We start from the raw sequence: 25,165 nt of genomic DNA, 5'->3' as shown, positions 1-25,165 counted from the left end.
TGAACTGATCAATAAAACGGAGAACCCACGCTTCAGATTCACCGGGCGTTTTGCAGGGCGTCCGCCAGCTCGTGGCTAAACGCCTCCAGCGCGGCGCTATGCGCGGCGACCAGCCCCTCATAATCCGCTGACGCCGCCGGCGCCCGATATTCAAAACGCCGAGTCAGCAACGGCTTGCCCGCCTTCTCATCTAGCAGCGTCCAGATGGCGTTGAGGGTGACGCCCTCGCCGAGACGACCATCGAACTGCTGGATGTCGATCACGATCCGGTAACGGAGATCCAGCGGTTCCGGATTCGGATAAACACTTACCTGGTTCACCGCCAGCAGTCGGGACAGATTTTCGACCAGCACCCGGGCGAAATCCTCTTGTAGGGAACCGCCCCAGCGATGAAATTCATCGACATCCAGCCGATTGGCGGTTGTTCGGGTCACGATCTGCGGGCGATCCAGAAACTCGGGAAGCGCGACGGGACCGACGCCGATTGTGACATCGCTACGGGATACGCCGGTTTGCGTCGCTGGCAAGGGCGTACTCAGCGGATTCAGGGTATAAAACGCGGTGGGCGGCGTACTGCCGCAACCCGCCAGCATGAAAAGTCCGGCCATGGCCCCAGTGATTCGGTGGTTTCCTCGCAGGTTCATCATGTTTACCTCGTCTTGCCCTGAATCAGCGCTTCTGGATGGCGTTCAAGATAGTCCATCAGCAGTCTGAAGGAACGGGCGGCGGCTGACAATTCCTTCAATGTCCGCTGTGTTTCCCTTTGCAGTGGCGAATCTTTTGCCAGCGCCTCTTCGGCAGTGATCAGCGTCTTCTCCCCGGCTTGCAGGGACTTCTCCGCGGCGGCTAAGGTCTTTTGCAATCGATTCAGGGTGGCGGTCACTTCAGGGAGCGTGCTGGTATTCAGCGTCCGGGTCAGTTTCTCGGTTTCAGCGGCGGTTTGACGCAGCGACGCCAGGCTTTTCCGTAAATCTTCACCAATTTCTTCCAAGGGCAAGCGCTGCAACTTTTCCAGAATTCGCGTCAGGACGTTACGAATTTCTTCCAGCGACGTGGGCACGGTAGGCAATTCGGGATAGGACTTGCCCCAGCGAATGGTTTGAGAGGGCGCATCTGGATAAACATCCAGATCGACGATCAGCGCGCCGGTAAGAAGATTGCCAGTCTTAAGTTGCGCGCGCAGTCCCTTAGCGACCAGTTGATTCCAGAGGTGCTTCTGGAACTTTTTAAACTCCCGTTCATTGTCATAATCTGGTGTTTTACCGATCCATTGCAGCCGATCGGATTCGATTTCAATCAGGACCGGAATGCGCGCAATGACTTCATTAAGATCAAGCTCCAGTTTAATATCAATGACCTGACCAATACGGATGCCCCGATATTCCACGGGCGCGCCCACGGTCAGACCGCGAACCGAGCTGGTAAAGTGTAACAACCAGTAGCTCTTGCGGACATAGCTGCCCTCCTTGATGCTTTGCCGATTCGGATAGAGCTGAAAAACGGCGCTCGGTTCGGCGGGTTGCCCGGTTTCGAGGCTAACAGGCGTCTCGAAAGCAACGCCGCCGATCATCAGGCTGACCACGGAAGCTGTATCGATCTTGACCCCACTCGCGTCCAGGGTGACGTCAAGTCCGGAGGCATTCCAGAAGCGGGTGTCGGCGCGCACCAACTGGTCATGGGGCGCATTAATGAAAATTTTGATCTCCACATCCTGTCCGTTGTTAGCCAACCGATAATTGGTGACTTGTCCGACTTTGATCGCGCGAAAATAGACGGGCGAACCGATATCCAGCGACCCGAGTTCGGCGGCTCGCAGGGTAAACCGACTTCCCGGCGTATCGGCGGTGATCGGCGGAGGCGTTTCCAATCCCTTAAACGCATAAGCGCGCTGACCCTCGGTCACCGGATCGATGGCGATATACGCACCGGCGAATAGGGTGCTGAGTCCGCTGACCTGACCTGCGGAAACCCGCGCCCGCTCGACCCAGAACCGCGTTTTGTCGGTCAGATAGCGTTCGGCGCCCTTAACCAGCTTAGCGGTCACAATGACCTGGGAGAGATCTTCGTTGAGCGTAATGTGATCGACTTGCCCGAATTCGACATTTTTATACTTGAGTTTGGTTTTACCGGCTTCCAGTCCCTCGGCGGTGTTGAAGGTGATGGTAATGGTCGGCCCCTGCTCGGAATAGGTCTTGTAGGCCAGCCAAGCGCCGATGGCGAGCGCGACCAAGGGAATGAGCCAGACCAGCGAAAAGCGGCTGCGTTGCTCCAGGACGACCTCGGGAAGCGGCTCGGTTGCGGTTTTTTCAAGATACGGTTCACTCATGCGGTTGTTCCAGACGATCCCAGATCAGTCGAGGATCAAAAGTGAGGGCGGCGAAAATAGTGATGACGACGACTGCTCCGAAAAAGACCGCGCCGACTTCGGCGCGAATGGTCGCCAGATTGCCTAAATGCACCAGGGCGACCAAGATGGTCACCACGTAGATATCGACCATGGACCAGCGGCCAACAGCTTCCGTGATGCGGTACAGCCGGGTGCGGTCGCGCGGTCGCCAACGGGAACGGAGCTGCACCGAAATCAGCAGATAGACCAGGATCACCAGTTTCAGCAGCGGCACCACCACGCTGGCGAAGAAGATCAGCAAAGCCAACGGCCACATGCCGTGTAGTAGCAAATAGGCGACGCCGCTCATAATGGTGTCAGACTGGGTTTTACCCAGCGAGGTCACCGTCATAATCGGCAAGACATTCGCAGGAATATAGAAGATAAACGCGGCAATGACCAAAGCCCAGGTGCGCGCCAGGCTGTTGGGTTTGCGCGCGTGCAGAGTCGCGCCGCAACGTGGGCAGCGCATGCGAAGGTGATCGTCGAGGTTTACCGGCGCTTTGCTCAGCAGCTCGCAGGACAGGCAACTGATCAGCGATTGGCGGGCGGCGCTGGGTGGCCAGGGCTTCAAGACACGTACCTCACCTTCTCCCAAATCAAATGTGGATCGAGAGACGCTGCGGCTGCCGCCAGTACGAAAATCAGCAGGCCGAACGCCCACAGCGCCAGCCCAGGCACAATCGTCGCCATCCCCGCCAGTTTCACCACCGAGACCAGGATACCCAGCATGAAGACTTCCATCATGCCCCAGGGGGTAAGGTTTTGCAGCAGGCGCAAGACCCCCGCGAGATGCTGGGGCGCGCGCCCGACTTTGAGCGGGACCAGCATGTACAACATCAGCGTCAACTGCACGGCGGGCACGATGATCGTAGTCAACAACACCAGCGCCGCCAATCCCCACATACCTTGCTGGTAGAGATCACTGACCCCGGTGAACAGTCGGGTTTGTGTGACTTGCCCTTGCATCTCGAAGGCCAGGAACGGGAACGCATTGGCCACTGCGAACAGAATGAGGCCGGCCAGATTTAGCGCCAGGGTTCGATTCAGACTGTCGCGCTTACTGCGATGCAGCACGGCCCCGCAGCGCGGACACCGGGCGCTGCCATCGAGTGGGGGCGGTTTGAACTGTTGCAGCAGATCGCATTCGTGGCAAGCAATGAAAGTCTGTTCAGTCATGACATGCGGGTATGCGGTGAATCGGGTTAGGCGAACGCACGGGTTTTGGGTTGAGCGCCCTTAGCGAGCGCTGAGTGATGTCTCCGGGGCCAAGACACTTGCGCCGTGATCAAGCAATACGCGCAATTTTCTCGCCAGTTCGATCTTGTGATAGGGTTTGGTCAGGACTTCCACATCTTCAGCGATGTGGCCGTTGCCGACCAGAGTATGTTCGGTATAGCCTGAAGTGAAGAGGACACGCAAACCGGACTGACGACGTTGCGCCTCGGCCGCCAGTTGCACGCCGTCCATATCGCCAGGCAAGACGATATCGGTGAACAGCAAGGCAATGTGTGGCGTGGCGTCCAGGATTTGCAGGGCCGTCGCGGCAGTGCTTGCTTGTTGGGTTTTGTAACCCAGTCGCTCCAGGGCGGCCACGGCAAACAGGCGCACACCAGCATCGTCTTCAACCACCAGCAGCGTCTCACCCCGGCCCTGGAGCGAGCGATGTTCCGATGAAGTCGGTTCCGGCAGCGCCTTGGCGTCCTGATATTCAATGCGGGGCAGGTAAAGCCGCACCGTAGCGCCCTGGTCCGGTTCGCTGTCAATCGTGATGTGGCCGCCAGACTGCTTAACCAGACCATAAACTATGCTCAGACCCAGACCGCTGCCTCGTCCTGCGTCCTTGGTGCTAAAAAAGGGTTCAAAGGCGTGCTCCAGGATCTCGGGCGCCATGCCCATTCCCGAATCGCTGACCGCCAGCATCACATAGGGACCGGAACGCACTTCTCCCTGATATTCTGCAACCTGTTCCTCATCCAGCACCACATTCGCTGTTTCCAGCAATAACCGGCCACCGCGCGGCATGGCGTCGCGGGCATTGATCACCAGATTAAGCAAAGCGCTTTCGAATTGTCCTGGATCAACCAGGGTCGATGCCAGATCAATGGCCAGGGCCTTGTCGATGCGAATCGTCGAACCCAAGGTCCGTTGCATCAAGTCCAGCATACCCAAAACCAGCCGATTTAAATCGACAGGTTGCGCCAGCAAAGGTTGGCGACGGGCAAACGCCAGTAGTCGCCGACTCAGGTTCACGCCGCGATCCACAGACTTGAGCGCCTGCTGGGCCAGTTCCAGTAACCGGGGTTGCGCCGTCAACTGCTCATGCAGTAATTCCAGATTGCCCATGATGACCGCCAGCAGGTTATTAAAATCATGCGCAATGCCGCCGGTGAGTTGGCCAATGGCTTGCATCTTTTGCGCCTGGCGAAGCTGGCTTTCCGCGTGTTTGCGCTGGGTCAGGTCACACACGACGACAATAGTAGCCGGTTGGTCATCGAAGCGCACATCCAGCGGCACGGTGCGCGATTCGAACCAGTGTCGTCCCGAGCGAGTGGGCAATTCGTATTCAGCAATTTGAATCCGCTGAGTTTCCAGCGCGCCGTGAATCAGACTGAGAAAGAAATCCGCCATTTCCGGGGAATGTACTTCATTAAGTTGTTTGCCTTTTAGCAAAGCCGCGCCGGTTGTTATCAAGCTGTTCGGCTCCGCAAGAATTTCACAGTAGCGCCCGTTGTTGTCGACGACGAATACCTGATCGGGCAAGGCCCGGGTGATAGCGCGCAGGCGCGCTTCGCTGGCGCGCTGGGCGGTCTCCGCCTGACGGCGCACCTCAATTTCCCGCAACAGAGTGGCATTGACCGCTTCCAGCGCCTCCGCACGATGCCGGGAAATAAGATAGGCGGCAACCAATAAACTCAGGATAGTCAATAACAGACACCAGAACAGGGTATCGGTCAACAAGATGGTCTGGGAGCGTAGTTCGAAAAAGAAGGTTAGGACTACCAGGAGCGTTACCAGTCCCAACGCTGTCACCGATAAACCAGCGGGTAGCCATCGGCGGATGCGCTTCTGTTTCAGCGGTTCAGCAGAGCAATAAACAGATTCTTGAGTTTTAATCATAATTTTCTATAATTACTTGCTGTGAAATCAGCGCTGCATCTAAAAGGAACGGCTAAACCGCCCCGGCTCCAGCCATTAACGCCTTGACATGCGCCGCCGCACTCGCTGCCAGCGCCTGCAAGCTGTATCCCCCCTCCAGCATCGAAACGACTCGTCCCGCGCAATACTCATGGGCAATCGCCAGAATCCCTCTGGTTAACCAGTCATAGTCCTCTTCACAAAAATTCAGCCCTGCCAACGGATCCAGATAATGCGCGTCGAAACCTGCCGAGATCAGAATCAATTGCGGCTGAAACGCGCGCAAAGCCGGTTCAATCTCCTCAATCCAGGCCTGACGCAATTCGGCTGAACCACTGTTGGCGGGCAGAGGGACATTGACAATGTTGCCAATGCCGCGCTCCTCGCGACGGCCCGTACCCGGATAGATATACGCTTGGTGGGTGGAAATGTAGAGATAGCCCCGTTGCGTCTCGAAAGCCGCCTGGGTGCCATTGCCATGATGGACATCAAAATCAATCACCGCTACCCGTTCCAGATCGTGAACCGCTCGCGCATGAGCCGCGCCGATCGCCGCATTGTTAAACAGACAAAAACCCATGGACTGATGCGGCTCGGCATGATGGCCCGGTGGACGGATCGCGCAAAAGGCATTATCAGCTTCTCCCTTCAGCACCGCGTCAATCGCCGCACAAACTGCCCCCGCCGCTCTTAATGCCGCTTCGCCGGATTGTGGACAAATGACCGTGTCGCCATCAATCGCGTAATGTCCATGCCGAGGAACCCGGGCAAAGATGCGTTCGACATGTTTGGGCGCGTGAATCCGGTTCAGTTGCTCCAGACTGGCTTCCGGAGCCTCCCGCCATTCCAGGGTGGCGAAAGGCTCAGTTTTCAACTCATTAAGAATGGCGGTCAGGCGGGCCGGACATTCCGGATGGCCATAACCCGCGTCATGTTCCAGACAAAGCGGATGGGTATAGAGCAGCGTGCTCATGACCGTGACTCCTCATGGGTAGGCGTTTCATGCTGGATGGCGGCGCGGCGCAGCGCCTTCAGCACATCCTCGCGGGCAATCATGCCCACCAATCGACCTTCATCGACTACCGGCAGACTTTTAGCGCGCATCTCCACCAGTTTTTGCAGCAATCGACTGAGCGGCAATTGCGGCTCCACGCTGGCAGGATAGGGGGTCATCACCGTTTCAATGGTTTGCTCCATGATCTCGTCGTAGTGCGGAATTAGAGTATGGAAATCGAAACTGAACGCTTTCAACAGGTCAAACTTGGTCAGAATGCCGATCAGATGCCGTTGCTCATTCACGACAGGCACACCGTTGAAATCATGGATTTCAAACAACGTCTCGGCCTCGCGCAGCTTGGCCTTGGGGCTGATGGCAATGGGTTCAGGGGTCATAGCGTCTTGGACCCGATATTGCAGGAATTCATACATGGTGGTTCAATCCTGGCTGATTTAATGCTGATTCAACAGGGTTAAGCATAATTCAAGGTTCGTAAAGATGCTTGCGGGAAGGAATTTGAAGGAACTGTCAGCATAATAATTTTTCTAATTACTTACATTATGTGCACTAAATATGTGCATTTATAGTAACCTTTTACCCCCTTTCGCCCGCTTGCAGGAGAGGGGTGGGGGAAAAGGCTGAAGCCATTTAATACAAATCGACTTTACTTGTATTTAAATAAGCGCTTGGGTAGCGGGAGGCGCGATATGATGATCAACACGGCGATAAACATGGGTGCTGGCAGTATCAAGGGCGCCATTAAGAGCACGGATGGCAGCGCCCAGCGGATTGCCAGGGAAACCGTTCATCCTCTTGCCTCAGCGTTAGCAACGGCTCCCGTCGGCGATCGGCAGATACAGACCACACCGTCTGCGCCGCAGCAGAATTTATGGGAGAAACCCGCGCTGGAGCAGCAGGAAGCAGCGCTTTATCGGGCGCAAGGCAACGCGCGGATCGTCAGCGCCAACAATGCAGTCGGCCAGGTAATAGATACTTTCGTCTGAAGACCGATCCAGCATCCAGCTATCAGACGGGATTCTTGCGCGGATCGAAAGCATCCCGCACCGCTTCCCCAACGAAGACCAGCAGACTGAGCATTAGCGCCACCACTACGAACCCGGAAATACCCAGCCAGGGTGCCTGCAGATTGTCCTTGCCCTGGCGCAGCAGATCACCCAGCGAAGCTGAACCAGGCGGCAGGCCCAACCCCAGAAAATCCAGCGCCGTCAGGGCGACAATCGAGCCGGACAGAATGAACGGCAGGAAGGTCAGCGTCGCTACCATCGCGTTAGGCAAGACATGCTTGAACATGATCCGTCTATCGCTCATACCCAGAGCGCGGGCGGCGCGCACATAATCAAAATTCCGGGCGCGCAGAAACTCGGCCCGCACCACCCCGACTAGCGAAGTCCAACTAAACAGCATCAGCACCAGCAGCAGGGTCCAAAAGCCGGGTATCACGACGCTGGAGACGATGATCAGAATGAACAACTGCGGCAACCCGCCCCAGATTTCCAGAAAGCGCTGGAAAAACAGATCCATCCGCCCGCCAAAATAACCTTGCACTGCGCCCGCCGCGACCCCGATGATGGAAGAAGTCAGGGTCAATAGCAAACCAAACAGCACCGAGATGCGAAAGCCATAGATCAACCGGGCCAGCACATCACGCCCCTGATCGTCGGTGCCAAGCCAGTTCTCGGTGGAAGGCGGCGCCGGCGCGGGAACCGGCAAATCATAGTTCACGGTGTCATGATGAAAACGGATAGGTGGCCAGAGCATCCAGCCGTCCTGGTGAATCAACTCGATCAGATAGGGATCGCGATAATTAGCAGTGCTGGGAAAGACGCCGCCAAAATCAGTTTCCGCATAATCTTTGAATATCGGGACATAAAACGTCCCCTGGTAACTGATCAACAACGGTCGGTCATTCGCAATGAATTCCGCTCCCAGACTCAATCCGAACAACAGCAGGAACAGCCACAACGACCACCAGCCGCGTCGATTGGCCTGAAATTGCGCCAGCCGGCGCCGGGTCAGGGGAGTGAGATGGAAGTGCTTAAAAATCACGTTATTACAGAAATTTTAAGGATTAAGCGATAAAGCAGTATAGCATGAGGGTTACCGCCTGAGCAGAAAGCATGGTCTGTCCTGACTCTGCGCAAAGCATTTTGAAGAGCGAATTCGATGATTGGAATTTAGGTGAGGGTATGGCAAAAGACACTACGAAAACAGGTAGAAGCATTATCGGCATTCCCTTGGGCGACATTGCTGGCGTCGGTCCGGAAATTGTCGCCATGGCGCTGGCGCAACCCGCGATTTATGAAACCGCGCGGCCATTGGTGATCGGAGAAATCAGCGCCCTGCGACGAGCGCTCAAAGTCACTGGTCTCAATCATCTGGACATTCGTGTAATCACTGAACCTGCCGAGGGCCGCTATCAACCGGGCGGCATCGATCTGATCGATCTGGCCAATATTGACGCCAAATGGGTGCCATTCGGTCGAGCGCAGGCGGAAGCCGGTCGCGCAGCCTATCAGTTCATCGAGAAAGCGGTGACTTTTTGCCAAACCGGACAAGTGGATGCGTTGGCTACTCCTCCGATCAACAAGGAAGCTCTGAAAGCCGCCGGCATCCAGGATATCGGCCATACCGAATTGCTGGGCCGTCTGACTGGGGTTGCCGATCCGCTGACGCTATTCCAGGTGCTTGACCTGAAAGTCTTCTTCCTGAGCCGGCATGTTTCCCTCGCTGAAGCCATCAAACTGATCACTCGTAAACGGGTTCTGGATTATCTGCAGCGCTGCACCGACGCCTTGAAGGCGCTGGGCCTGTCCCGGACCCGACTGGCGGTGGCTGGACTCAATCCCCACTGTGGAGAACATGGTCTGTTTGGCCATGAGGAAATGCAGGTTCTGGAGCCCACCATTACTGAAGCTCGCGCCCTGGGTCTTGATGTCGCCGGTCCCATCGCCGCCGATTCCGTGTTTCATCTCGCCCGCCAGGGCGCATTCGACGCGGTGCTGTCCCTCTATCACGATCAGGGCCATATTGCGACCAAAATGGTGGATTTTTATCGCACTATTGCGATCACCATTGGCCTGCCCTTTATCCGTACTTCGGTGGATCACGGCACCGCTTTCGACCTGGCTGGCTCTGGCCAGGCTAACCCATTAAGTATGGTGGAAGCAATTCGATTGGCGGGAGTCTATGCGCTGGACTATCGGCATCGATCGATAGCTGAGGCCAGCATTGCGACGCATCAGAAAGATGCCAGCAGCCACTCAATCCTGACCGGCGAGTCGCTCCCGAAGTAGCGCCAGCAGCGCCTCGCGGGAGCGGGATAGCGATCCCGCGGAGACTTTCACACCCAGCGCTTCGGCGACTTCCAACAGCAACGGGGGACGCAATCGCGCCTGGCGCAACACATCCCGATCACTCAACACCGTGGCGGTCTCTCCCTGGCGCAGTACGACGCCGTCATAGAAAACGGCAACGTGATCCGCCCACGTGTAAGCAAGCTCCACATCATGCGTCGAGAAGACCAGAGTAGCGCCGGACTCATGCAACTGTTGCAAAGCGCCCAGCAGATGGGTCACGCCATGAGAATCAAGGCCAGCGGTCGGTTCGTCCAGCACCAGAATCTCCGGACGCATCGCCAACACCCCCGCGATCGCCACCCGTTTCTTTTGGCCGAAGCTGAGGGTGTGCGTCGCCCGATCGGCCAGATGCGCGATGCGCAGCGCCTGCAACGCTTCTTGCACCCGCTCGCCCGCTTCGTTGTTGGATAATCCCAGATTCAGCGGTCCAAATGACACATCCTGGCGGACTGTCGCGGCAAATAACTGATCGTCCGGCTCTTGCAGGATCAATCCCACCTGACGCCGCCAGTCGTTGAGCGCTCGGTGACTGTAGCCGACGGGTTGGCCCTCCAGGCGGATTTCTCCCCGGGTCGGTTTGCACAGACCATTGAGGTGCAATAGGAGGGTGGTTTTACCGGATCCATTCGCGCCCAGAATCGCCAGCTTTCGGCCTCGCTCAATACGCAGATCGAGACCGCGCAACGCGGCCACGCCGCCTGGGTAAACATACTCCAACCCATGAACCGCCAGTAAAGGCTCCTTCATGACAGACTGCGCGCCAGCCCACTGCTGACCAGACCAATCAGGCTGATTCCCGCGATCCCCACCGCCAGCCGCCACCGTGATAATTCCCATGGTGGCGACAACACGCACAGTTCGCCGGTATAGCCACGAGCCATCAGACCAATCTCCAGGCGGCGCGCCTGGTCCAGCGCCCGCTGGAACAAATTGCCTCCTAACAAACCCAAGGAGCGCACCGACCGATCCAGGCGCGAATAACCCAGTCGCCCCGCTTGGGCCTGGCGACCGGTTAAAGCCCGTTCGGCAAATACGAAGATCAGTCGGTACATCAACAGGATCAGCTCAATCATTCCAGCGGGGACGCCCACGCGCCGCAACAGGAGCACCTCATCGGTCAGCGGCGTGGTCAAAATCAGAAAAGCCAGGCAGCTCATCGCCGCCAGCGCACGGATGACCGTCGTCAACGCCAACTGCAATCCTTCGAGTGAAAGCGTCAGGTCAATACCAGCAGTGAAATCCATTGAGATCGCTAGAAACGGGATGCCCGCCAACAAAAAGGTCGCGGGCGCAGCCAAAACGCTTAGCAGGGTTTTCCAGGGAATTCCAGCGCCATACACAGTTATCAACGTCGCGCTCGCCAACACGAGCGGCGCGGTGGTCAAAGGCGGCAACACCAAGGTTAACGTCAACAAACCGAGCGCTGGTAACCCCTTTTCCATGGGATGCCAGTCCCGCCAGCGATTGGTCCAGGCATGATGGTCAATCGCCCGCATCAGAGCGTTTCCGCTGACCTTGACGCTGACCGCGTTTGAAGCCCAGATAGTAACCTAATACGCCAGCACCCAGGGCCGCCTGTAGCGCGAACAGCCCACTGGCGACTTCGGGAGGCGGCTCCCAGATAAAATCGAACCAGGGTTGATAATCCGGGCTCAGCGTAGCGACCGCCGCCATCGCCTGTCCATCTGTTCCAGCGAATTCCGCCCCTTCACGGCGACTGCCAACAAGAACTGAGGCTAAGATGAAAGCCACCGCCAGCGCCAATAGCCAGCTGTTTCGCGCTTTCACAGGCGGACCTCCGAAACCAGGGTTTTCGGCAGGAAACGCAGGTTCCGCAATTCGTCGCTACTGTATTCACGAAGAAAATTGACAATTACTACGGTCAGTAACCCCTCGACCACCGCCAAGGGTAACTGGGTCGGTGCGAACACACCGGCAAATTTGAGGAACGATCCCGCAACGCCACTGATTGGATCGGAAAAGGCCAAGGCGAGTTGTCCCGCCGTCGTCAGATAAGTTGCCCAGTCGCCCAACATCGCCGCCAAAAATACACTGAAAGCTAGCGGCGCCTGTAAGCCCTGCGCGGCGCGCAGCACGACGTAGGCGACCCAGGGACCGACAATCGCCATCGAGAATACATTGGCCCCCAGCGTCGTGATTCCGCCATGCGCGAGCAACATGGCCTGAAACGCCAGCACGATGGTTCCCAGCAACGCCATCACCGAGGGGCCGAACAAAATTGCGCCCAATCCGGTACCCGTAGCATGGGAACAACTGCCGGTAACCGACGGCAGTTTGAGCGCCGAAATAACAAAGGCAAAAGCGCCCGACGCCGCTAATAACAATTTGATCTCGGGCTTTTCGCGCATCAGTCGATTGACGCGATAGACGCTGACAGCGACGAACGGCAAGGAAACCGCTGTCCAGGCTGCGGCGTGCAAAGGGGGTAAAAAACCTTCGGTAATATGCATAAATGATCTTCCCCAGGTTTGCGAGCGGCAGGTTCAGGGAAGTCGCCTTGAAGATTCGGTAACCGCGATAGATTTGCGGCCATTCAGGCAGGAGACCGTCCACAACCCCGGAACACCCCGCCCGGAAATACGTGTAACAGCATCATCGGCAGGTCTCCTGGCTCACAGGTCCTCGTCGCTCGCCCAGCCTTCCCAGCCTGACCGGCCAGTGGCGCACGGGGGGCGTGACTCGCTGTTCACAGTTGCGGGGGCAGCTCTGGCTTAGGTCGCCGGTTGGCAACCGCACCAGATTCCCTTTTCATCCCCTTGGGGTCAATACCCCCTGGGAACCGATGTTTTTATGAAATAATGTTAAGCCTGGTTGGCGATCACGTCAACGTAAGGCAATCAAACGATCAAGCAACTCGTCCATCGTGCGGACCCCGGCCTACTTCCCGATCAACCAAATGCAAGGTCACCGATCATCTTGATGTTTTAAGCTAGGCGTTCCCCGAATTTTTCGTTACGCTTTCACCGAATTCAACACTGAAATTCAATCCAATAGCATGATTAAACAGCTGGTTTTTTGAGAAATGCTTCACGCTTAACTGACAAGTCGTCATTTTTTAGCAACTTTTGCATGAATCCGGAACCGGAATCCTTTATGAATGAGAAACGCCTGCTGATTGTTGATGATGAACCTGCATTCGGTGAGTTTGTCCGCCAAGTTGCTCTGTCCCTGGACTACCAGGCCATGGTGACAACGGATGGCAAAGCTTTCCAGGAATGCTATGCCGATTTCCAGCCGACCACGATCATGCTCGATATGGTCATGCCGGACATGGATGGCAATGAATTGCTGCTCTGGCTATTACAACAGGGCTATGCCTCCGATCTCATCATCACCACCGGCTATAATCCGGATTACGCCAGCGATGCCAAGACGCTGGCTGAATTCAATGGATTGCGCACCGTAACTACGTTGGTTAAACCGTTCAGCCTTGCCCGGTTGCGCGCTGTTCTTGGCCGCCGGGAACCCTCATGACCTCGTCTTACTCCTGGTCTTGGTTAACCCACCGGTCTCCGGTCTTATTTGTCAGCGTTCCCAACATCCCCAGAAAAGGCTGTGCATGAATCGCTGCCCCAGAATGCTGAGCGTCCTGTGAAAAAGAGTCCCCTACACCGACAACTACTGTTCTCTCACCTGTCAGTGGCATGGGTTGGCATCAGCCTGTTATTGGCCGCATTGATCTCGACTTACGAATTACGCAACCAGGTCGTCCTGCTGGCCCGTGAGGGCGCGCCTATGGCCCAAGCCTCCCTGCGAGTGCTAGCCGGTGTGCAATACTCGCTGGCCAGTCTTCGCGGTTGGGTCAGCCTGGGTGACACCCATTTTCTGGAGGACTGGCGCACCGCCTGGGAACAAGACATCCTGCCGACTATCGCCATGATCAAGCAATGCCGGCGCATGTTCGAGCAAACCTGCATCCTGGAGCGTTTGCCCGAACTTGAGACGCGCCTGACCGAGTTGCGGAAATCCCAGGAATGGGTAAAGGATATGGCTCATACGCCTAACAATGAACCGGCGCGGCTTATTTACCAAGCGGAGGTCGCGCCCAATGCGACCAAGCTCAAAACATTGCTCACTGCATTACAACACGAGGAAGACGCGCAAGACGATGCGCCGGGCCGGAAGGCGTTGCTGGCGCGGATCATGAAAATCCAGAATGCGGTTTTCAGCGCCCAGTTGCTGCTAAGAGAAATCCTAGGCATCAACGGTTTGCAATACGCCGAAGCGCTTCCGGCCCGATTGGACGCCGTTGAGACCCTGCGTGCGGAAATGAGCGAAAATCGGCTTTTGACCCTCCGCGAGCGACAAATTCTCGATCTTCTTCAACAGAACTGGCAAGTCTTCACCGCACTCGCCATGAAAATGACCGAGCGCCGTCAAGCAGCGGACTGGAACCTGGCCTTGCATCGTATGGCGGTGGAAACCGATCCGCTAGCGGATCAGGTCACGGCGCTGGTTGCGGCGATGGCGGCCGATTCCGAAACCCGTTTGGAGCAAGAGGTTCATGCGGCGCGTCTCACTAGTGTGGTAACAATCTCGATCCTGGTCATGACCGCGTTGGCGATGCTGGCTGTAGCATATCGTATGTCCCGGAAGCGCGCCCGCTCCCTGGCTCGTCCTATCGTGGCGCTGGCGGAAGCAACCCGCCGTTTGGAAGAAGGCTTTGCAACCGAGGATCTACCGATCCGCCGTAATGACGAACTGGGTGAACTCACCCGCGCCTTCAATCACATGCGCGCATCGATGCAACAAACGCAGACCGAACTGCGTGAAGCGAATACGCTCCTCGAACAGCGGGTCATGGAACGCACGACTCAGTTAGCGCTGACCAATGCTTCTCTGACCCAGGAAATCGAATTCCGCAACCAGACGGAAAAAGCCCTGCGCGAAAGCGAGGCACGGGTGCGCGCCATGACCCGAGCCATCCCCGATCTAGTGTTCGTTGTCGATATGGAAGGCCGTTATCGGGAAGTTCTGGCCGCTGGCCGGGAATGGGATGCCCATCGCATTACCCCGATCCGCGGGCGTTTTCCGGCGGAAACGGGCGCCGGAAAACCGCAAAACCGCTGGGAAACGTCCGGGAATCCGATGCAAAACCCTGCACCCGGAATCATTCCCGTGCGCGGTAAGTTGCTCAGTGAGGTCCATAGCCCGGAGATGGCGGAGTTTTTTATCGATATTATTCATCGAGCGTTGAAAACCCGGCAAATTCAGGTCGCTGAATATGAGTTGGCCACCAGCTCAGGACTGCGCTGGTTCGAATCGCGCACAGCACCACTTGATATTCCCCTGATAGATCAACAGATTGCAATTATTAACAACGATCAGATGAATCTGTTTGGGCCACCCCAAACCTCCTCCGCCGAGAAACTGGCTGCTATTGTGGTCGCGCGCGACATCACCAAACGTAAACAGGCTGAAAATCAGCTTCGGCAAGCGCAAAAAATGCAGGCTATCGGTCAATTGACCGGTGGCATCGCGCATGACTTTAATAATCTCCTAGCCGTCATCATGGGTAACCTGGAATTGCTGCATGAGCAACTGGTTGTTCACCCCCGACTGTATGAACTGGCGTTGCAAGCTCTGCGGGCGGTGGATCGAGGCGCAGCGCTAACCCGTCGCTTGCTAGTTTTCGCCCGCCGCCAGCCGTTGCAAGCGCAATCGACCGATCTGAACAAACTGGTGCTTGGCATGATTGAGCTCATCCGCCGCACCTTGGGCGCTACGATCCAGATTGAAACCGCGCTGGCGCCGGATCTGGAGCAAACTTTCGTCGACCCGGACCAGTTTGAAAGCGCTCTGCTCAACCTGGTGATCAACGCCCGCGATGCGATGCCCCAAGCGGGCCGCCTGGTGCTGGAAACGGTCAATGCTATTCTTGACGAAGATTACGCCGCGACGCACCAGGACGTGCGGCCCGGCGCGTATGTGGTGCTGGCGGTCAGCGATTCGGGCGTCGGCATGGCGCCCGAGGTGCTGGAGCGAGCTTTTGAACCATTCTTCACCACCAAGGAGACCAGCAAAGGCAGCGGTCTGGGCTTGAGCATGGTGTATGGCCTGGTCAAGCAGTCCGGCGGCCATGTCACGATTTACAGCGAACCAGGCCGGGGCACCACGGTGCGGCTCTACCTGCCGCGGATTCACGCCGAAACCTTGGCAATGCTTGAACCGCCCAGCGCCGATGCCTCTTTCGAGGGACAGGGCGAAACGATTCTAGTCGTTGAGGACGATGCCGATGTCCGGTTATTCGCTATCAAGGCGCTGCACAGCCTGGGTTACGAGACCTGTCAGGCGGACGACGCCAAGACCGCGTTGGAAATCCTCAATCTGAATCCGCGCATTGCTCTCCTCTTTACCGATATCGTGCTCCCGGGTGATATGGATGGCGTGCATCTCGCCACCGAAGCGACCCGCCGCCGGCCTGGGTTGCCGGTGCTCTTCACTTCCGGCTATACCGAACGTATGTTAGTCAGTGGTGGTGAACTGTCGGAAGGCGTTGAAATATTAGCAAAACCCTATCGAAAAGCTGAATTGGGCAGCAAGCTGCGCGCCTTACTCAGTCGGCGCGGCAAATCCTGATCGGACAGTAATAAAATTCATAACAAAACCTAACTTGACATATTCGGGAACGCCTTTGCCCTTATCAACCATGAAGATGCGCGACTGGCTCGCTACCCGGCTGGAGCAGCTTCACTATTTCCTGCTCCCCTCCACCTGCCTGCTCTGCGGAGCGGCTGGCGCAGCAGGTCGGGATTTGTGCGCCGGTTGCGCTGCTGATCTGCCCCGTAATAGCCACGCCTGCGCGATTTGTGCACTGCCTTTATCGTTGGACAATCAGATTGGCTTGTGTAGCCTATGCTGTGCGCAGCTTCCTGATTATGACCGCGCGTTTGCCCCGTTTTGCTATCGACCGCCCGTGAATTTTCTAATTCGCCGGCTTAAATTCAATGGTCGCTTGAGCCATGCCCGACTGTTGGGCGAATTGTTCGCTGACGCCCGCGCTGAACGTGGCGCTCCCTGGCCGGACTGTATCCTCCCCGTCCCGTTACATCCTCTGCGTTTACGCGAACGCGGTTTCAACCAGGCGCTGGAGCTGGCGCGCGACGCCGCCCGCCGCTTCCAGATTCCTTTACTCGCGCAAGGTCTGCAGCGCATTCGCTATACGACGCCGCAAACCCAGCTCGACGCCCGCACCCGCCAGACTAACCCACGGGGCGCTTTCGTCATGGAACAACCGCTGCCTGGATCGCGGGTTGCCTTGGTTGACGATGTGATGACAACTGCCAGCACCGTTGCCGAATGCGCCCGCGTTCTGCGAGCGGGCGGCGTTGCCGATATTGAGGTCTGGATTATCGCCCGCGCCGGCGGTGAGCGTTGAGCATTCGAATCCTTCATCAATTCTCGCAATTCTTTTACCCCGCTTGCCCTGAAATCCCGTAAAATGCCGCGCCAATTCGCATTCAGGCAGCAGATTGGCGCATGAACAATACCTTATCGGCTTTTGAACAAGCCCTTCGTTCCCATGACGACCTCATCAAGCGTCGCGATCTGGCGATCTGGATCGGGGCCGAGCCTACTTTCACCGACCGCCGCTCCGAAGCTCCGGAGTGGTTATGCAACGCCCTCGGCCCAACCAAGGAGCGATACGCTCAGCAGATGCTGGCGGAAACCCTGCATTTGACGCCGGGCAGCATGGTACTGCGCACCCTGGGCCGACAGTACTCCAGGGAAGACCTGCCGCGCTGGAGCCTGGGACTTTATCGCCGTCGTGATGGGCAACCCGTCTGGTCGGGGCCGCCTGATCCGCTGACCACCGATTCTGCGCTCGCGCCGTCCACCGATCAACTCGAGGATTTCTGGGAGCGGCTGGCGCAACAACTCGGCACGCGGGGCTGGCCCGCATTGTTGTTGACGGTCGAGACCTTTCCCCATTTGCGGGTGGTCTTTCGCCGCGATATGTTGCCTTTGCCGGCCAATCCAGAGCGCGATGCGCGACTGGCCCGGCTCAGCTTGCATAGTCAGCCGATACCGCTTCAGGGTCCCCGGGATGAATTAGCGGAACAGGGTGTTTTCCTGGTAGGGATAGGCGCGTTTCCTCTGGAGCTGGGGGGTGGCGAAACCGCCGCACCCGGTGTGGAACTGCCCGCCTGTCCTGATACGGGACTGTTTCTGAGCTTGCTGGAAGCGATCAGTGAAGCCGCAAACGCCGCCGAACTACCGTCGCTGATTCTGGCCGGCTTTCCTCCCCCGGTCGACGCTTCGGTGGCCTGGACGACCTTGACCCCGGACCCGGCGGTGGTTGAAGCGAATATGGCTCCGGCGCTGGATACCGCCACATTCCTGCAGGAAACCCGAGCCTGTTTCACCGCCGCCGCCGCCGCTGGATTGTCGCCTTATCGCCTGCATTACAACGGTCAGATCACGGATTCCGGCGGCGGCGGGCAAATCACTCTGGGCGGCCCGGCGCCGGATCGCAGTCCGTTTTTGGCGCACCCGCATTTATTACCGGCGCTGATTGCCTATTTCAATCGCCATCCGGCTCTGTCGTTCTACTTCGCTGGCGACTTTATCGGCAGCTCCAGCCAGGCGCCGCGCGCTGACGAGCGCACCGCCGATCTTTTCGAGGAACTCACGCTGGCGCTGGCGCTGTTGGGACGTCAACACAATCCGACTCCGGATATACTGTGGCAAACGCTGTCGCCGTTTCTCGCCGATCCCGCCGGTAATCCGCATCGCGCCGAGATCAACATTGAAAAACTGTGGAATCCCTATCTGCCAGGACGCGGCCAGTTGGGGCTGGTGGAATTCCGCGCCTTTCGCATGCCGCCTACTCCAGAACGATTGACCGCGCTAGCGACGCTGTTGCGCGCCATCGTGGCCATGCTGATTCAGTCGTGGGAACCGCCCCGTTTGATCGATTGGGGGCGGGAGCTTCATGACCGGTTCGCCTTACCCTTCTATCTGCGCACTGATTTATGGGAAGTGCTGGACGAACTGGCCCGCGCTGGTCTAGGACTGAGCCAACCGCTGATCGCTGAGTTGCTGGATGAACACTATTATCTGATGGGTGAGGCGGTATTCGGCGACTGCCATCTGACCATGCGGCGCGCATTAGAATTTTGGCCATTGCTAGGCGATGCGCTTTCTCAAGAACATGGCCATTCACGGTTGGTGGACGCCAGCACCGCGCGTCTGGAAATCAGTCTGCGTGCGCAACCCGGCGCGGCGCGGGACGCATTGAACGAGTGGCGATTGACGTTCAATGGCTATCGACTGCCGATGCGTCGGGAAGATGAACTGGATGGAGAAACTTGGCTGTGTGGGATGCGTTACCGGCGCTTTAAGCCGTGGACTGGTCTGCATCCCGGTCTGGAAGCTCAGGGACCGCTGCAACTGATATTGAGCCATCCTCGACATCCAGGCGCGCTGCGGGTGACTTTGCATGAATGGCGGCCCCAGGGGGGGGGATATGACGGGTTGCCCCACAAGTTTGAAGAGGCCGCCGCCCGCCGCGCCGAGCGCTTTGTTACTGAATATCTGGACGCCAAACCAATAGAGCCACCCTTGGAAGCGCCGCCTGAAGCAATCACGCCCTATACTTTCGATTTACGCTGGTTATAGAAAGAGAATGCATCATGTTTGGGCGTCATGGTCAGTGGGCTTCAATCTGGATCATCCGATTTTATTTCCTGCTCATCATTGGATTTTTACCTGTCAGCGCGGCCCTGGCTGAGGCGGCTGGCGAGGTAGTCAGCACGCTGGGAGCCGTTGAAGTCCTGCGCGAGGGGCGCTGGCAACCGGCTGGCCCTGGCGCAACTTTGAATGCCGGCGAGATTGTGCGCACCGGCGCGGGCAGCCGGGCAGCGATTTTGCTGGCCAGTGGGACGCAGGTCAAGCTGAATGCCCGGAGTCAATTGGAACTCAAACAGATCGCGCCACCGCCGGAAAAAGGCTTCATTTCGACTGCTATCCAGGCGCTGCAAAGTATTCTGCGAGTGTTAAACGGCGAAGTTTGGGTGCGCAACAGCGGCGAGCCGCTGGAAGTGCAAACTGTGGCGGCGACCGCCACTATTCGCGGCACCGAATTCAATCTGGCGGTAGGTTTCGACGATACCGCCCGGTTGACGGTGGTCAATGGCCTGGTGGAATTCAGCAATCCCCAGGGCAGCGTCCTGGTCGCGGCGAATGAGCAGGCTGATGCAAAACTCAGGGAAGCGCCACGTAAAATCGTGCTGCTCAATCCGCTCGATGCGGTGCAATGGTCGCTTTACTATCCCCGCCTGATCGGTGGCGCGGCAGATAACCGCTGGTTGCAGGCCGCGCAACAGCATTTGCTGCGCGGTGAAGTGGCGGCGGCGCGACAGGCCATTGACCGGGCGCTAGCGCTCAATGCTAACGATGCTCTGGCCTATAGCCTGCGTTCCACGGTTGAATTGACGCAAAACCGTAAGGCTGAAGCACGAGCCGACGCTGAAAAAGCGGTGACTGTGAATCCTTCTTCGTCCACGGCGTATCTCAGTCTGAGTTGGGTGCAACAGGCCGAATTCGATCTGGATGGGGCGCTGGCGTCCGCGCGTAAGGCGGTTGAACTCGACCCCCATAATGTCCAGGCGCTGATTGAGGAAAGCGGTCTGCTGTTTGGCATGGGCCGGTTGAAAGACGCGGTAAACATCGCGGAACAGGCGCGGCAAGCTGCTCCTGATAACGCGATGGTCAACACCGTTTGGGGTTTTCTGCAACTGGCGCGCAACCAGGTGAATGCGGCTCGCGCGGCGTTCCAGGCGGCCATCGCCCAGGATTCGACCCTGGGCCTGCCTCATTTGGGGTTGGGATTGGCGCTGTTTCGGGGGAATCAAACCGGAGCGGCGATCGATGAAATGCGCAAGGCGACGCTGCTGGAGCCGCAGGTCGCGCTCTATAACAGCTATCTCGGCAAGGCGTTCTATGAAAACAAGCAGGATCGGCGGGCGCAAAAATATCTGGAAGTCGCTAAACAACTCGACCCGCGCGATCCCACGCCCTATTTGTACGATGCGATTAGGCTGCAAAGCGTTAATCGTCCGGTGGAAGCTGTCGAGAACTTGCAGAAATCCATTGAACTGAATGACGAGCGAAGCGTTTATCGTTCTCGGTTGCTGCTGGATGAAGATCTGGCGGCGCGGTCGGCGACCCTGGGGCGGATTTACAATGAGGTCGGCTTCACGCAACTCGGCTTGTTGGAAGGTTGGCGATCGGTCAGCCTTGATCCAACTAACTATTCGGCTCATCGTCTGCTGGCCGATTCTTATGCCGCTTTACCGGGAATTGAACCGGCCCGGGTTAGCGAGCTACTCCAGGCGCAGCTATTGCAACCGATCAATATCACCCCGGTTTCGCCGCAGCAGGCGGAAACCAAATTGCTGCTTCCCGCCGCAGCTCCACTGACGCCTTCTCTGTTTGAATTCAATCCGCTGTTTGTGCGCGAAAAGCCCACACTTTACTTTTCCGGCGTGGGCGGCAATCAGGAGGCCTGGGGCGATGAGTTGATCGTGTCCGGTTTGACTGACCGCTTCTCCTACAGCCTAGGGCAGTTCCACTATCAGAGCAATGGTTACCGACCCAATAATGATGTGGAAAACAACATCTACAATCTATTCTTCCAGGCGGCGGTGACTCCGGATTTCAGTCTCCAGGCAGAATATCGTTCTCGCGAGACCCTTGCCGGTGATATGGCCCTTTCGTTTAATGATTCATTCAACGCTTCCAAGCGCCGTGACTTTGAGCAGGAAACCGCCCGTGTGGGAGCGCATTATGCGCTGTCGCCGCAAACGCAGATAATTGCTTCCGTCATCTACGCCGATTTACAAGATACTGGCAGTTTTCCAGATCTTAATATCACTATTGGAGTAAATAAAAAAGGCTATTTAGCGGAAACTCAACTCATCCATAAAACCGACCGCTTTAATATCGTCACCGGCATTGGCGGTTACTCAACCGATGAAAGTTTTTTTGGTTTTCCACAGCCCAGCACCACCAGTGAGCAACAAATAGCTTATAGTTATGTGCATCTTGCTTTCCCCGATACTTTTATCTGGACGGTGGGTTTGAGCTACGAATCTTATGAAGGCTCAAGCGCCCATTTGAACGAGCTGAATCCAAAACTGGGCTTGCAGTGGGCAATCAATGACCATATCTCTCTGCGCGCAGCGACATTTAAAGTTGTCACCCGGTCATTCGCAGTTGATCAGACTATTGAACCCACTCAAGTAGCCGGGTTCAATCAGTTGAGTGATTTTGCAGATGCAACGGTATCAAGAAATTATAGCGTTGGTCTCGATGTCCGGTTTAATGGCCAATGGTTCGGCGGCCTGGAGGCGTTGAGGCGAAATAACGAAACACCTTTCGGTACGCTGGATGTGCCGGAATTCTATGAAATGGATGACAATCAGCAGCATTTTTACAGCGCCTATTTATACTGGTCGCCTAATCTGCGCTGGGCGGTTGCTACGTCATGGCTTTATGAAAAGTTTGAAGATAAATGTTTTCGGTGCCAATTATTTAGCTCGATTCCTGTTCAAATGAAAACCTTTTCGCTACCTGTGAAAATTCAATACCTTGCACCTTCAGGTTTCTTTGCGGGATTAGGCATGACTTATGTTAATCAGCATGTACAATTTCTTGACCCGCAATCCTTGACCGCTGCACCTGTGCAAAGCGACAACTTTTTCCTGGTTGATGCCGGATTCGGTTATCGTTTGCCAAAACGGCGTGGCATTATCGCTCTGGAAGCGAGAAACCTGTTCGATAAACAGTTTCATTTCCAGGATTATAGTTTTATAACGGCTGACCAGACGGCTAATCCTCGATTTATTCCGGAACGAACGCTGTTTGGTCGGCTGATTCTCAATTTCTAATTCTGTACGAGGAGAAAATCGGATGAGTCTGACAGGTGTTGAAGTGCCGGTTGAAGCACTAGATAATGTTGAACCGAATACGGTTTTAGTGGTGATCTCGGATGAGCAGGGAAGGGTCAAAGTCGTAAAAATTGATCCTCAATCAGTCGTCGCCGGGGAAGCCTTTTTAAAGGTAGCTGCTGCTGAAAATCAGCCACAAGCCGGATGTTGGGTATTTTATGGCGGTAAATGGGTATGGATAGACCCTTGTCCGAATTGAGTTAAAACCTGATTCATTTGCCGAGTCCAATGGCTCGCCTTCTGACAGCGATACTGGTTGCTGTTATCGCCTTTGGACTCACTCTCCTCCTCGCCAACCTGTCCTTTTTCGCCTTCCTGGAACTGAAAGGACTCGATCTGCTGTTCACCCTGCGTGGCCCGCTGCCTTCGCCGCAAAACATCATCATCGTCGCCATTGACGAACCCTCCATGGCGCAAATTGGCCAGCAATGGCCGTGGCCACGCCGCCTGCACGCCCAGTTAATCCGGCAGCTGAAACAGGCTGGCGCCAAAGTCATCGGCTTAGATATTCTATTTAGCGAACCCTCGGAACCCACCGAAGACCAGGCACTGGCGCAAGCGCTGCGCGAAGCGGGTAACGTTGTGCTGGTCAACACGGTTTCAGTGATCAACGACCCGCAGTTTCGTCATATCCTCCAGGTTGATCCGCTTCCTGCCTTTCGGGAGATCACCGCCGTAGGTAGTCCGTTTATCAATCTGGACGCCGATGGCGTGGTCCGCCGGGTGCGGTTACGGGCATGGGATCAACCGTCTTTTGCCCAGCAAGTGATTCGATATTTTCTGGAATCGAAATCTATTCCCCGGTCTTTACAAGAGGAGGCAATAGGGAGCGAAACTGAACGCGTGATCAATCATTTGGGACCGAAAAGGACGATCAGGACGGTATCCTACTATCAAGCGCTCGACGATGAACACTTGTTGCCACCAGGGATTTTCACTGACCAGATCGTACTGGTCGGTCTTTCGCTGGAAGCCTCTCCAACGCCGGAGCATCTATCAGGCGATCTATTCCTTACGCCATTTTCCTGGGTGCATGGAAAGCCGGTTGCCGGAGTCGAGATACAAGCCACGATCATAAGCAATATGCTGGAAGATCAATTCATCGACGTCCCCAGCCGGTTGGGACAGTGGGTTCTACTGTTGAGTTTTTCACTGGCATCAAGTTTGCTTATTATAAGACTCACGCCAGTCGTTGCCTTGATTGCTATAACGGCTCTGATCGGATTATCCATCATCATTATTGAAGTCATTTTTGCAAATATGAACCTTTGGCTTCCTGTTTTCTCGGTTATTTTGAGCCTCATATTAATTTACAGCGGCCATTTACTGATTCGGACACTGAGAGCCGAACACGAACATCGCCGTTTTTTGGAAGCCATGAATCATGATCTGGAAATCAAAGTGAATGAGCGCACCCAGGAGCTTCACATCGCACACCAGGAATTAATGCATCATCATCAGCAATTGGAAACCGCTTATCAGGATCTGGCGCAGACTCAGCAGCAATTGGTTCATTCAGAGAAGATGGCTTCATTGGGTTTATTAGTAGCCGGTGTCGCCCATGAATTAAATAATCCGATCAGTTATATCAACAGCAATCTCGAATTTATCGAGGACTATACCGAGCGTCTGGTGCGAGTCTGCAAGGTATATTCAAAAGCTAATGTACTGGAAGGCGTTATTGATTCATCGAGCGATAATTGTAGAGAAATACTGCGCTTTGAAACGATTTTTGAAACCTTGCGGGAACTAATTGCCAGTTGCAAAGGGGGTACGGAAAGAGTCAGGAAAATCGTACTGGATTTGCAAATATTTTCACGTACTGACGACATTGATCTTGTATTAGCCGACTTGCACCAAGGCTTGGAATCTACGCTGAATCTACTTGTTAAACAGTACTGTAATCGAATTACTATTCACCGCAATTATGGTTATTTGCCTCTAGTGGAATGTTATCCGGGTCAAATCAATCAAGTATTCATGAATCTACTGCAAAATGCAATTCAAGCCATTCCCGATCATGGAGATGTTTGGATTAAGACCTGCTTCGATAATGACTGGGTGAGTGTGGTGATTAAGGATAATGGCGTAGGCATTCCAAAAGCACATTTAGAAAAAATTTTTGATCCTTTCTTTACTACTAAAAAAATAGGTTCTGGAACAGGATTAGGACTTAGCATCTCCTTTGGTATTATTCAAAAACATGGCGGACGAATCGATGTTACGAATGCAGTAGGCAAAGGTGCTGAATTTACTATTAAATTACCTGTACATCATTAGTTTGAGAGGATCC

The 25,165-nt window shown here is 55.8% G+C and carries 21 protein-coding genes and 1 riboswitch; of the genes, 9 read left to right on the top strand and 12 right to left on the bottom strand.

Annotation, left to right across the window (positions count from 1 at the left end):
* Positions 1–38 precede the first annotated feature (38 nt).
* The 7 genes from H6973_11000 to H6973_10970 form a co-directional block, all read right to left on the bottom strand.
* Entirely contained in the window at positions 39–647 is a 609-nt protein-coding gene (locus tag H6973_11000) for a membrane integrity-associated transporter subunit PqiC (GenBank protein ID MCP5126122.1), read from the bottom strand.
* A gap of 2 nt (positions 648–649) precedes the next feature.
* Positions 650–2,326, bottom strand: a complete 1,677-nt coding sequence (locus tag H6973_10995; protein MCP5126121.1) for an MCE family protein — start codon at positions 2,324–2,326, stop codon at positions 650–652.
* Positions 2,319–2,858: a paraquat-inducible protein A gene (locus tag H6973_10990; GenBank protein ID MCP5126120.1), complete on the bottom strand. Its 540-nt coding sequence runs from the start codon at positions 2,856–2,858 to the stop codon at positions 2,319–2,321. The genes H6973_10995 and H6973_10990 overlap by 8 nt, the downstream gene beginning before the upstream one ends.
* 98 nt (positions 2,859–2,956) lie before the next feature.
* Complete coding sequence (locus tag H6973_10985; protein ID MCP5126119.1) at positions 2,957–3,565, bottom strand: paraquat-inducible protein A; 609 nt, start codon at positions 3,563–3,565, stop codon at positions 2,957–2,959.
* Positions 3,566–3,625: 60 nt separating this feature from the next.
* Positions 3,626–5,506 (bottom strand): response regulator, encoded by a 1,881-nt coding sequence (locus H6973_10980; GenBank protein MCP5126118.1) that lies wholly within the window; start codon positions 5,504–5,506, stop codon positions 3,626–3,628.
* A gap of 52 nt (positions 5,507–5,558) precedes the next feature.
* Complete coding sequence (locus H6973_10975; GenBank protein ID MCP5126117.1) at positions 5,559–6,497, bottom strand: histone deacetylase family protein; 939 nt, start codon at positions 6,495–6,497, stop codon at positions 5,559–5,561.
* On the bottom strand, positions 6,494–6,952 hold the full coding sequence (locus H6973_10970) for a CBS domain-containing protein (protein ID MCP5126116.1): 459 nt from the start codon (positions 6,950–6,952) through the stop codon (positions 6,494–6,496). The genes H6973_10975 and H6973_10970 overlap by 4 nt, the downstream gene beginning before the upstream one ends.
* A 276-nt stretch (positions 6,953–7,228) precedes the next feature.
* Here H6973_10970 and H6973_10965 point away from each other — a divergent pair, with 276 nt between their 5' ends.
* Positions 7,229–7,525 carry a hypothetical protein gene (locus H6973_10965; GenBank protein ID MCP5126115.1) on the top strand — a complete coding sequence of 99 codons (297 nt, stop codon included), beginning with the start codon at positions 7,229–7,231 and terminating at the stop codon, positions 7,523–7,525.
* 22 nt (positions 7,526–7,547) lie between these two features.
* Here the strand turns inward: H6973_10965 and H6973_10960 are convergent, their stop codons facing one another.
* Positions 7,548–8,585, bottom strand: a complete 1,038-nt coding sequence (locus tag H6973_10960; protein MCP5126114.1) for an ABC transporter permease — start codon at positions 8,583–8,585, stop codon at positions 7,548–7,550.
* Positions 8,586–8,728: 143 nt separating this feature from the next.
* Here H6973_10960 and pdxA point away from each other — a divergent pair, with 143 nt between their 5' ends.
* A complete protein-coding gene (gene pdxA, locus H6973_10955) occupies positions 8,729–9,835 on the top strand; it encodes a 4-hydroxythreonine-4-phosphate dehydrogenase PdxA (GenBank protein ID MCP5126113.1) in 1,107 nt (368 codons plus the stop codon).
* Here the strand turns inward: pdxA and H6973_10950 are convergent.
* Genes H6973_10950 through H6973_10935 form a run of 4 tightly spaced genes read right to left on the bottom strand, consistent with a single transcriptional unit; the run spans position 9,803 to position 12,369 of the window.
* Positions 9,803–10,645: an ATP-binding cassette domain-containing protein gene (locus H6973_10950; GenBank protein MCP5126112.1), complete on the bottom strand. Its 843-nt coding sequence runs from the start codon at positions 10,643–10,645 to the stop codon at positions 9,803–9,805. The genes pdxA and H6973_10950 overlap by 33 nt on opposite strands.
* Positions 10,642–11,394 (bottom strand): cobalt ECF transporter T component CbiQ, encoded by a 753-nt coding sequence (cbiQ, locus tag H6973_10945; protein ID MCP5126111.1) that lies wholly within the window; start codon positions 11,392–11,394, stop codon positions 10,642–10,644. Before cbiQ ends, H6973_10950 begins: the two co-directional genes overlap by 4 nt.
* Positions 11,381–11,686: an energy-coupling factor ABC transporter substrate-binding protein gene (locus tag H6973_10940; GenBank protein ID MCP5126110.1), complete on the bottom strand. Its 306-nt coding sequence runs from the start codon at positions 11,684–11,686 to the stop codon at positions 11,381–11,383. The genes cbiQ and H6973_10940 overlap by 14 nt, the downstream gene beginning before the upstream one ends.
* Positions 11,683–12,369 (bottom strand): energy-coupling factor ABC transporter permease, encoded by a 687-nt coding sequence (locus tag H6973_10935; protein ID MCP5126109.1) that lies wholly within the window; start codon positions 12,367–12,369, stop codon positions 11,683–11,685. The genes H6973_10940 and H6973_10935 overlap by 4 nt, the downstream gene beginning before the upstream one ends.
* 129 nt (positions 12,370–12,498) lie before the next feature.
* Positions 12,499–12,718: riboswitch (cobalamin riboswitch) on the bottom strand.
* 294 nt (positions 12,719–13,012) lie between these two features.
* Between H6973_10935 and H6973_10930 the strand changes: the two genes are divergently transcribed.
* The 7 genes from H6973_10930 (at position 13,013) to H6973_10900 (ending at position 25,152) form a co-directional block, all read left to right on the top strand.
* Positions 13,013–13,393, top strand: coding sequence for a response regulator (locus tag H6973_10930; GenBank protein MCP5126108.1), 381 nt, complete (start codon positions 13,013–13,015; stop codon positions 13,391–13,393).
* A gap of 117 nt (positions 13,394–13,510) precedes the next feature.
* On the top strand, positions 13,511–16,498 hold the full coding sequence (locus H6973_10925; GenBank protein ID MCP5126107.1) for a response regulator: 2,988 nt from the start codon (positions 13,511–13,513) through the stop codon (positions 16,496–16,498).
* A gap of 76 nt (positions 16,499–16,574) precedes the next feature.
* Positions 16,575–17,297: a ComF family protein gene (locus H6973_10920; protein ID MCP5126106.1), complete on the top strand. Its 723-nt coding sequence runs from the start codon at positions 16,575–16,577 to the stop codon at positions 17,295–17,297.
* 101 nt (positions 17,298–17,398) lie between these two features.
* Entirely contained in the window at positions 17,399–19,540 is a 2,142-nt protein-coding gene (locus tag H6973_10915) for a transglutaminase family protein (GenBank protein MCP5126105.1), read from the top strand.
* Between the two features lie 14 nt (positions 19,541–19,554).
* Positions 19,555–22,812 (top strand): FecR domain-containing protein, encoded by a 3,258-nt coding sequence (locus tag H6973_10910; protein ID MCP5126104.1) that lies wholly within the window; start codon positions 19,555–19,557, stop codon positions 22,810–22,812.
* A gap of 22 nt (positions 22,813–22,834) precedes the next feature.
* The gene (locus tag H6973_10905) at positions 22,835–23,071 is read left to right on the top strand and encodes a hypothetical protein (protein ID MCP5126103.1); all 237 of its coding nucleotides are present in this window, start codon (positions 22,835–22,837) and stop codon (positions 23,069–23,071) included.
* 29 nt (positions 23,072–23,100) lie between these two features.
* Entirely contained in the window at positions 23,101–25,152 is a 2,052-nt protein-coding gene (locus H6973_10900; GenBank protein ID MCP5126102.1) for a CHASE2 domain-containing protein, read from the top strand.
* The last annotated feature ends 13 nt before the right edge of the window (positions 25,153–25,165 follow it).

Source organism: Gammaproteobacteria bacterium (assembly GCA_024235095.1).
In the GTDB taxonomy this organism is placed as follows: domain Bacteria; phylum Pseudomonadota; class Gammaproteobacteria; order Competibacterales; family Competibacteraceae; genus UBA2383.
This window is presented reverse-complemented; position numbering and strand designations above follow the sequence as displayed.

Coding starts and splice junctions, on each gene's coding strand:
- H6973_11000 (MCP5126122.1), bottom strand. CDS start 647: ATGATGAACCTGCGAGGAAACCACCGAATCACTGGGGCCATGGCCGGA.
- H6973_10995 (MCP5126121.1), bottom strand. CDS start 2,326: ATGAGTGAACCGTATCTTGAAAAAACCGCAACCGAGCCGCTTCCCGAG.
- H6973_10990 (MCP5126120.1), bottom strand. CDS start 2,858: ATGCGCTGCCCACGTTGCGGCGCGACTCTGCACGCGCGCAAACCCAAC.
- H6973_10985 (MCP5126119.1), bottom strand. CDS start 3,565: ATGACTGAACAGACTTTCATTGCTTGCCACGAATGCGATCTGCTGCAA.
- H6973_10980 (MCP5126118.1), bottom strand. CDS start 5,506: ATGATTAAAACTCAAGAATCTGTTTATTGCTCTGCTGAACCGCTGAAA.
- H6973_10975 (MCP5126117.1), bottom strand. CDS start 6,497: ATGAGCACGCTGCTCTATACCCATCCGCTTTGTCTGGAACATGACGCG.
- H6973_10970 (MCP5126116.1), bottom strand. CDS start 6,952: ATGTATGAATTCCTGCAATATCGGGTCCAAGACGCTATGACCCCTGAA.
- H6973_10965 (MCP5126115.1), top strand. CDS start 7,229: ATGATGATCAACACGGCGATAAACATGGGTGCTGGCAGTATCAAGGGC.
- pdxA (MCP5126113.1), top strand. CDS start 8,729: ATGGCAAAAGACACTACGAAAACAGGTAGAAGCATTATCGGCATTCCC.
- H6973_10950 (MCP5126112.1), bottom strand. CDS start 10,645: ATGAAGGAGCCTTTACTGGCGGTTCATGGGTTGGAGTATGTTTACCCA.
- cbiQ (MCP5126111.1), bottom strand. CDS start 11,394: ATGCGGGCGATTGACCATCATGCCTGGACCAATCGCTGGCGGGACTGG.
- H6973_10935 (MCP5126109.1), bottom strand. CDS start 12,369: ATGCATATTACCGAAGGTTTTTTACCCCCTTTGCACGCCGCAGCCTGG.
- H6973_10930 (MCP5126108.1), top strand. CDS start 13,013: ATGAATGAGAAACGCCTGCTGATTGTTGATGATGAACCTGCATTCGGT.
- H6973_10920 (MCP5126106.1), top strand. CDS start 16,575: ATGCGCGACTGGCTCGCTACCCGGCTGGAGCAGCTTCACTATTTCCTG.
- H6973_10915 (MCP5126105.1), top strand. CDS start 17,399: ATGAACAATACCTTATCGGCTTTTGAACAAGCCCTTCGTTCCCATGAC.
- H6973_10910 (MCP5126104.1), top strand. CDS start 19,555: ATGTTTGGGCGTCATGGTCAGTGGGCTTCAATCTGGATCATCCGATTT.
- H6973_10905 (MCP5126103.1), top strand. CDS start 22,835: ATGAGTCTGACAGGTGTTGAAGTGCCGGTTGAAGCACTAGATAATGTT.
- H6973_10900 (MCP5126102.1), top strand. CDS start 23,101: ATGGCTCGCCTTCTGACAGCGATACTGGTTGCTGTTATCGCCTTTGGA.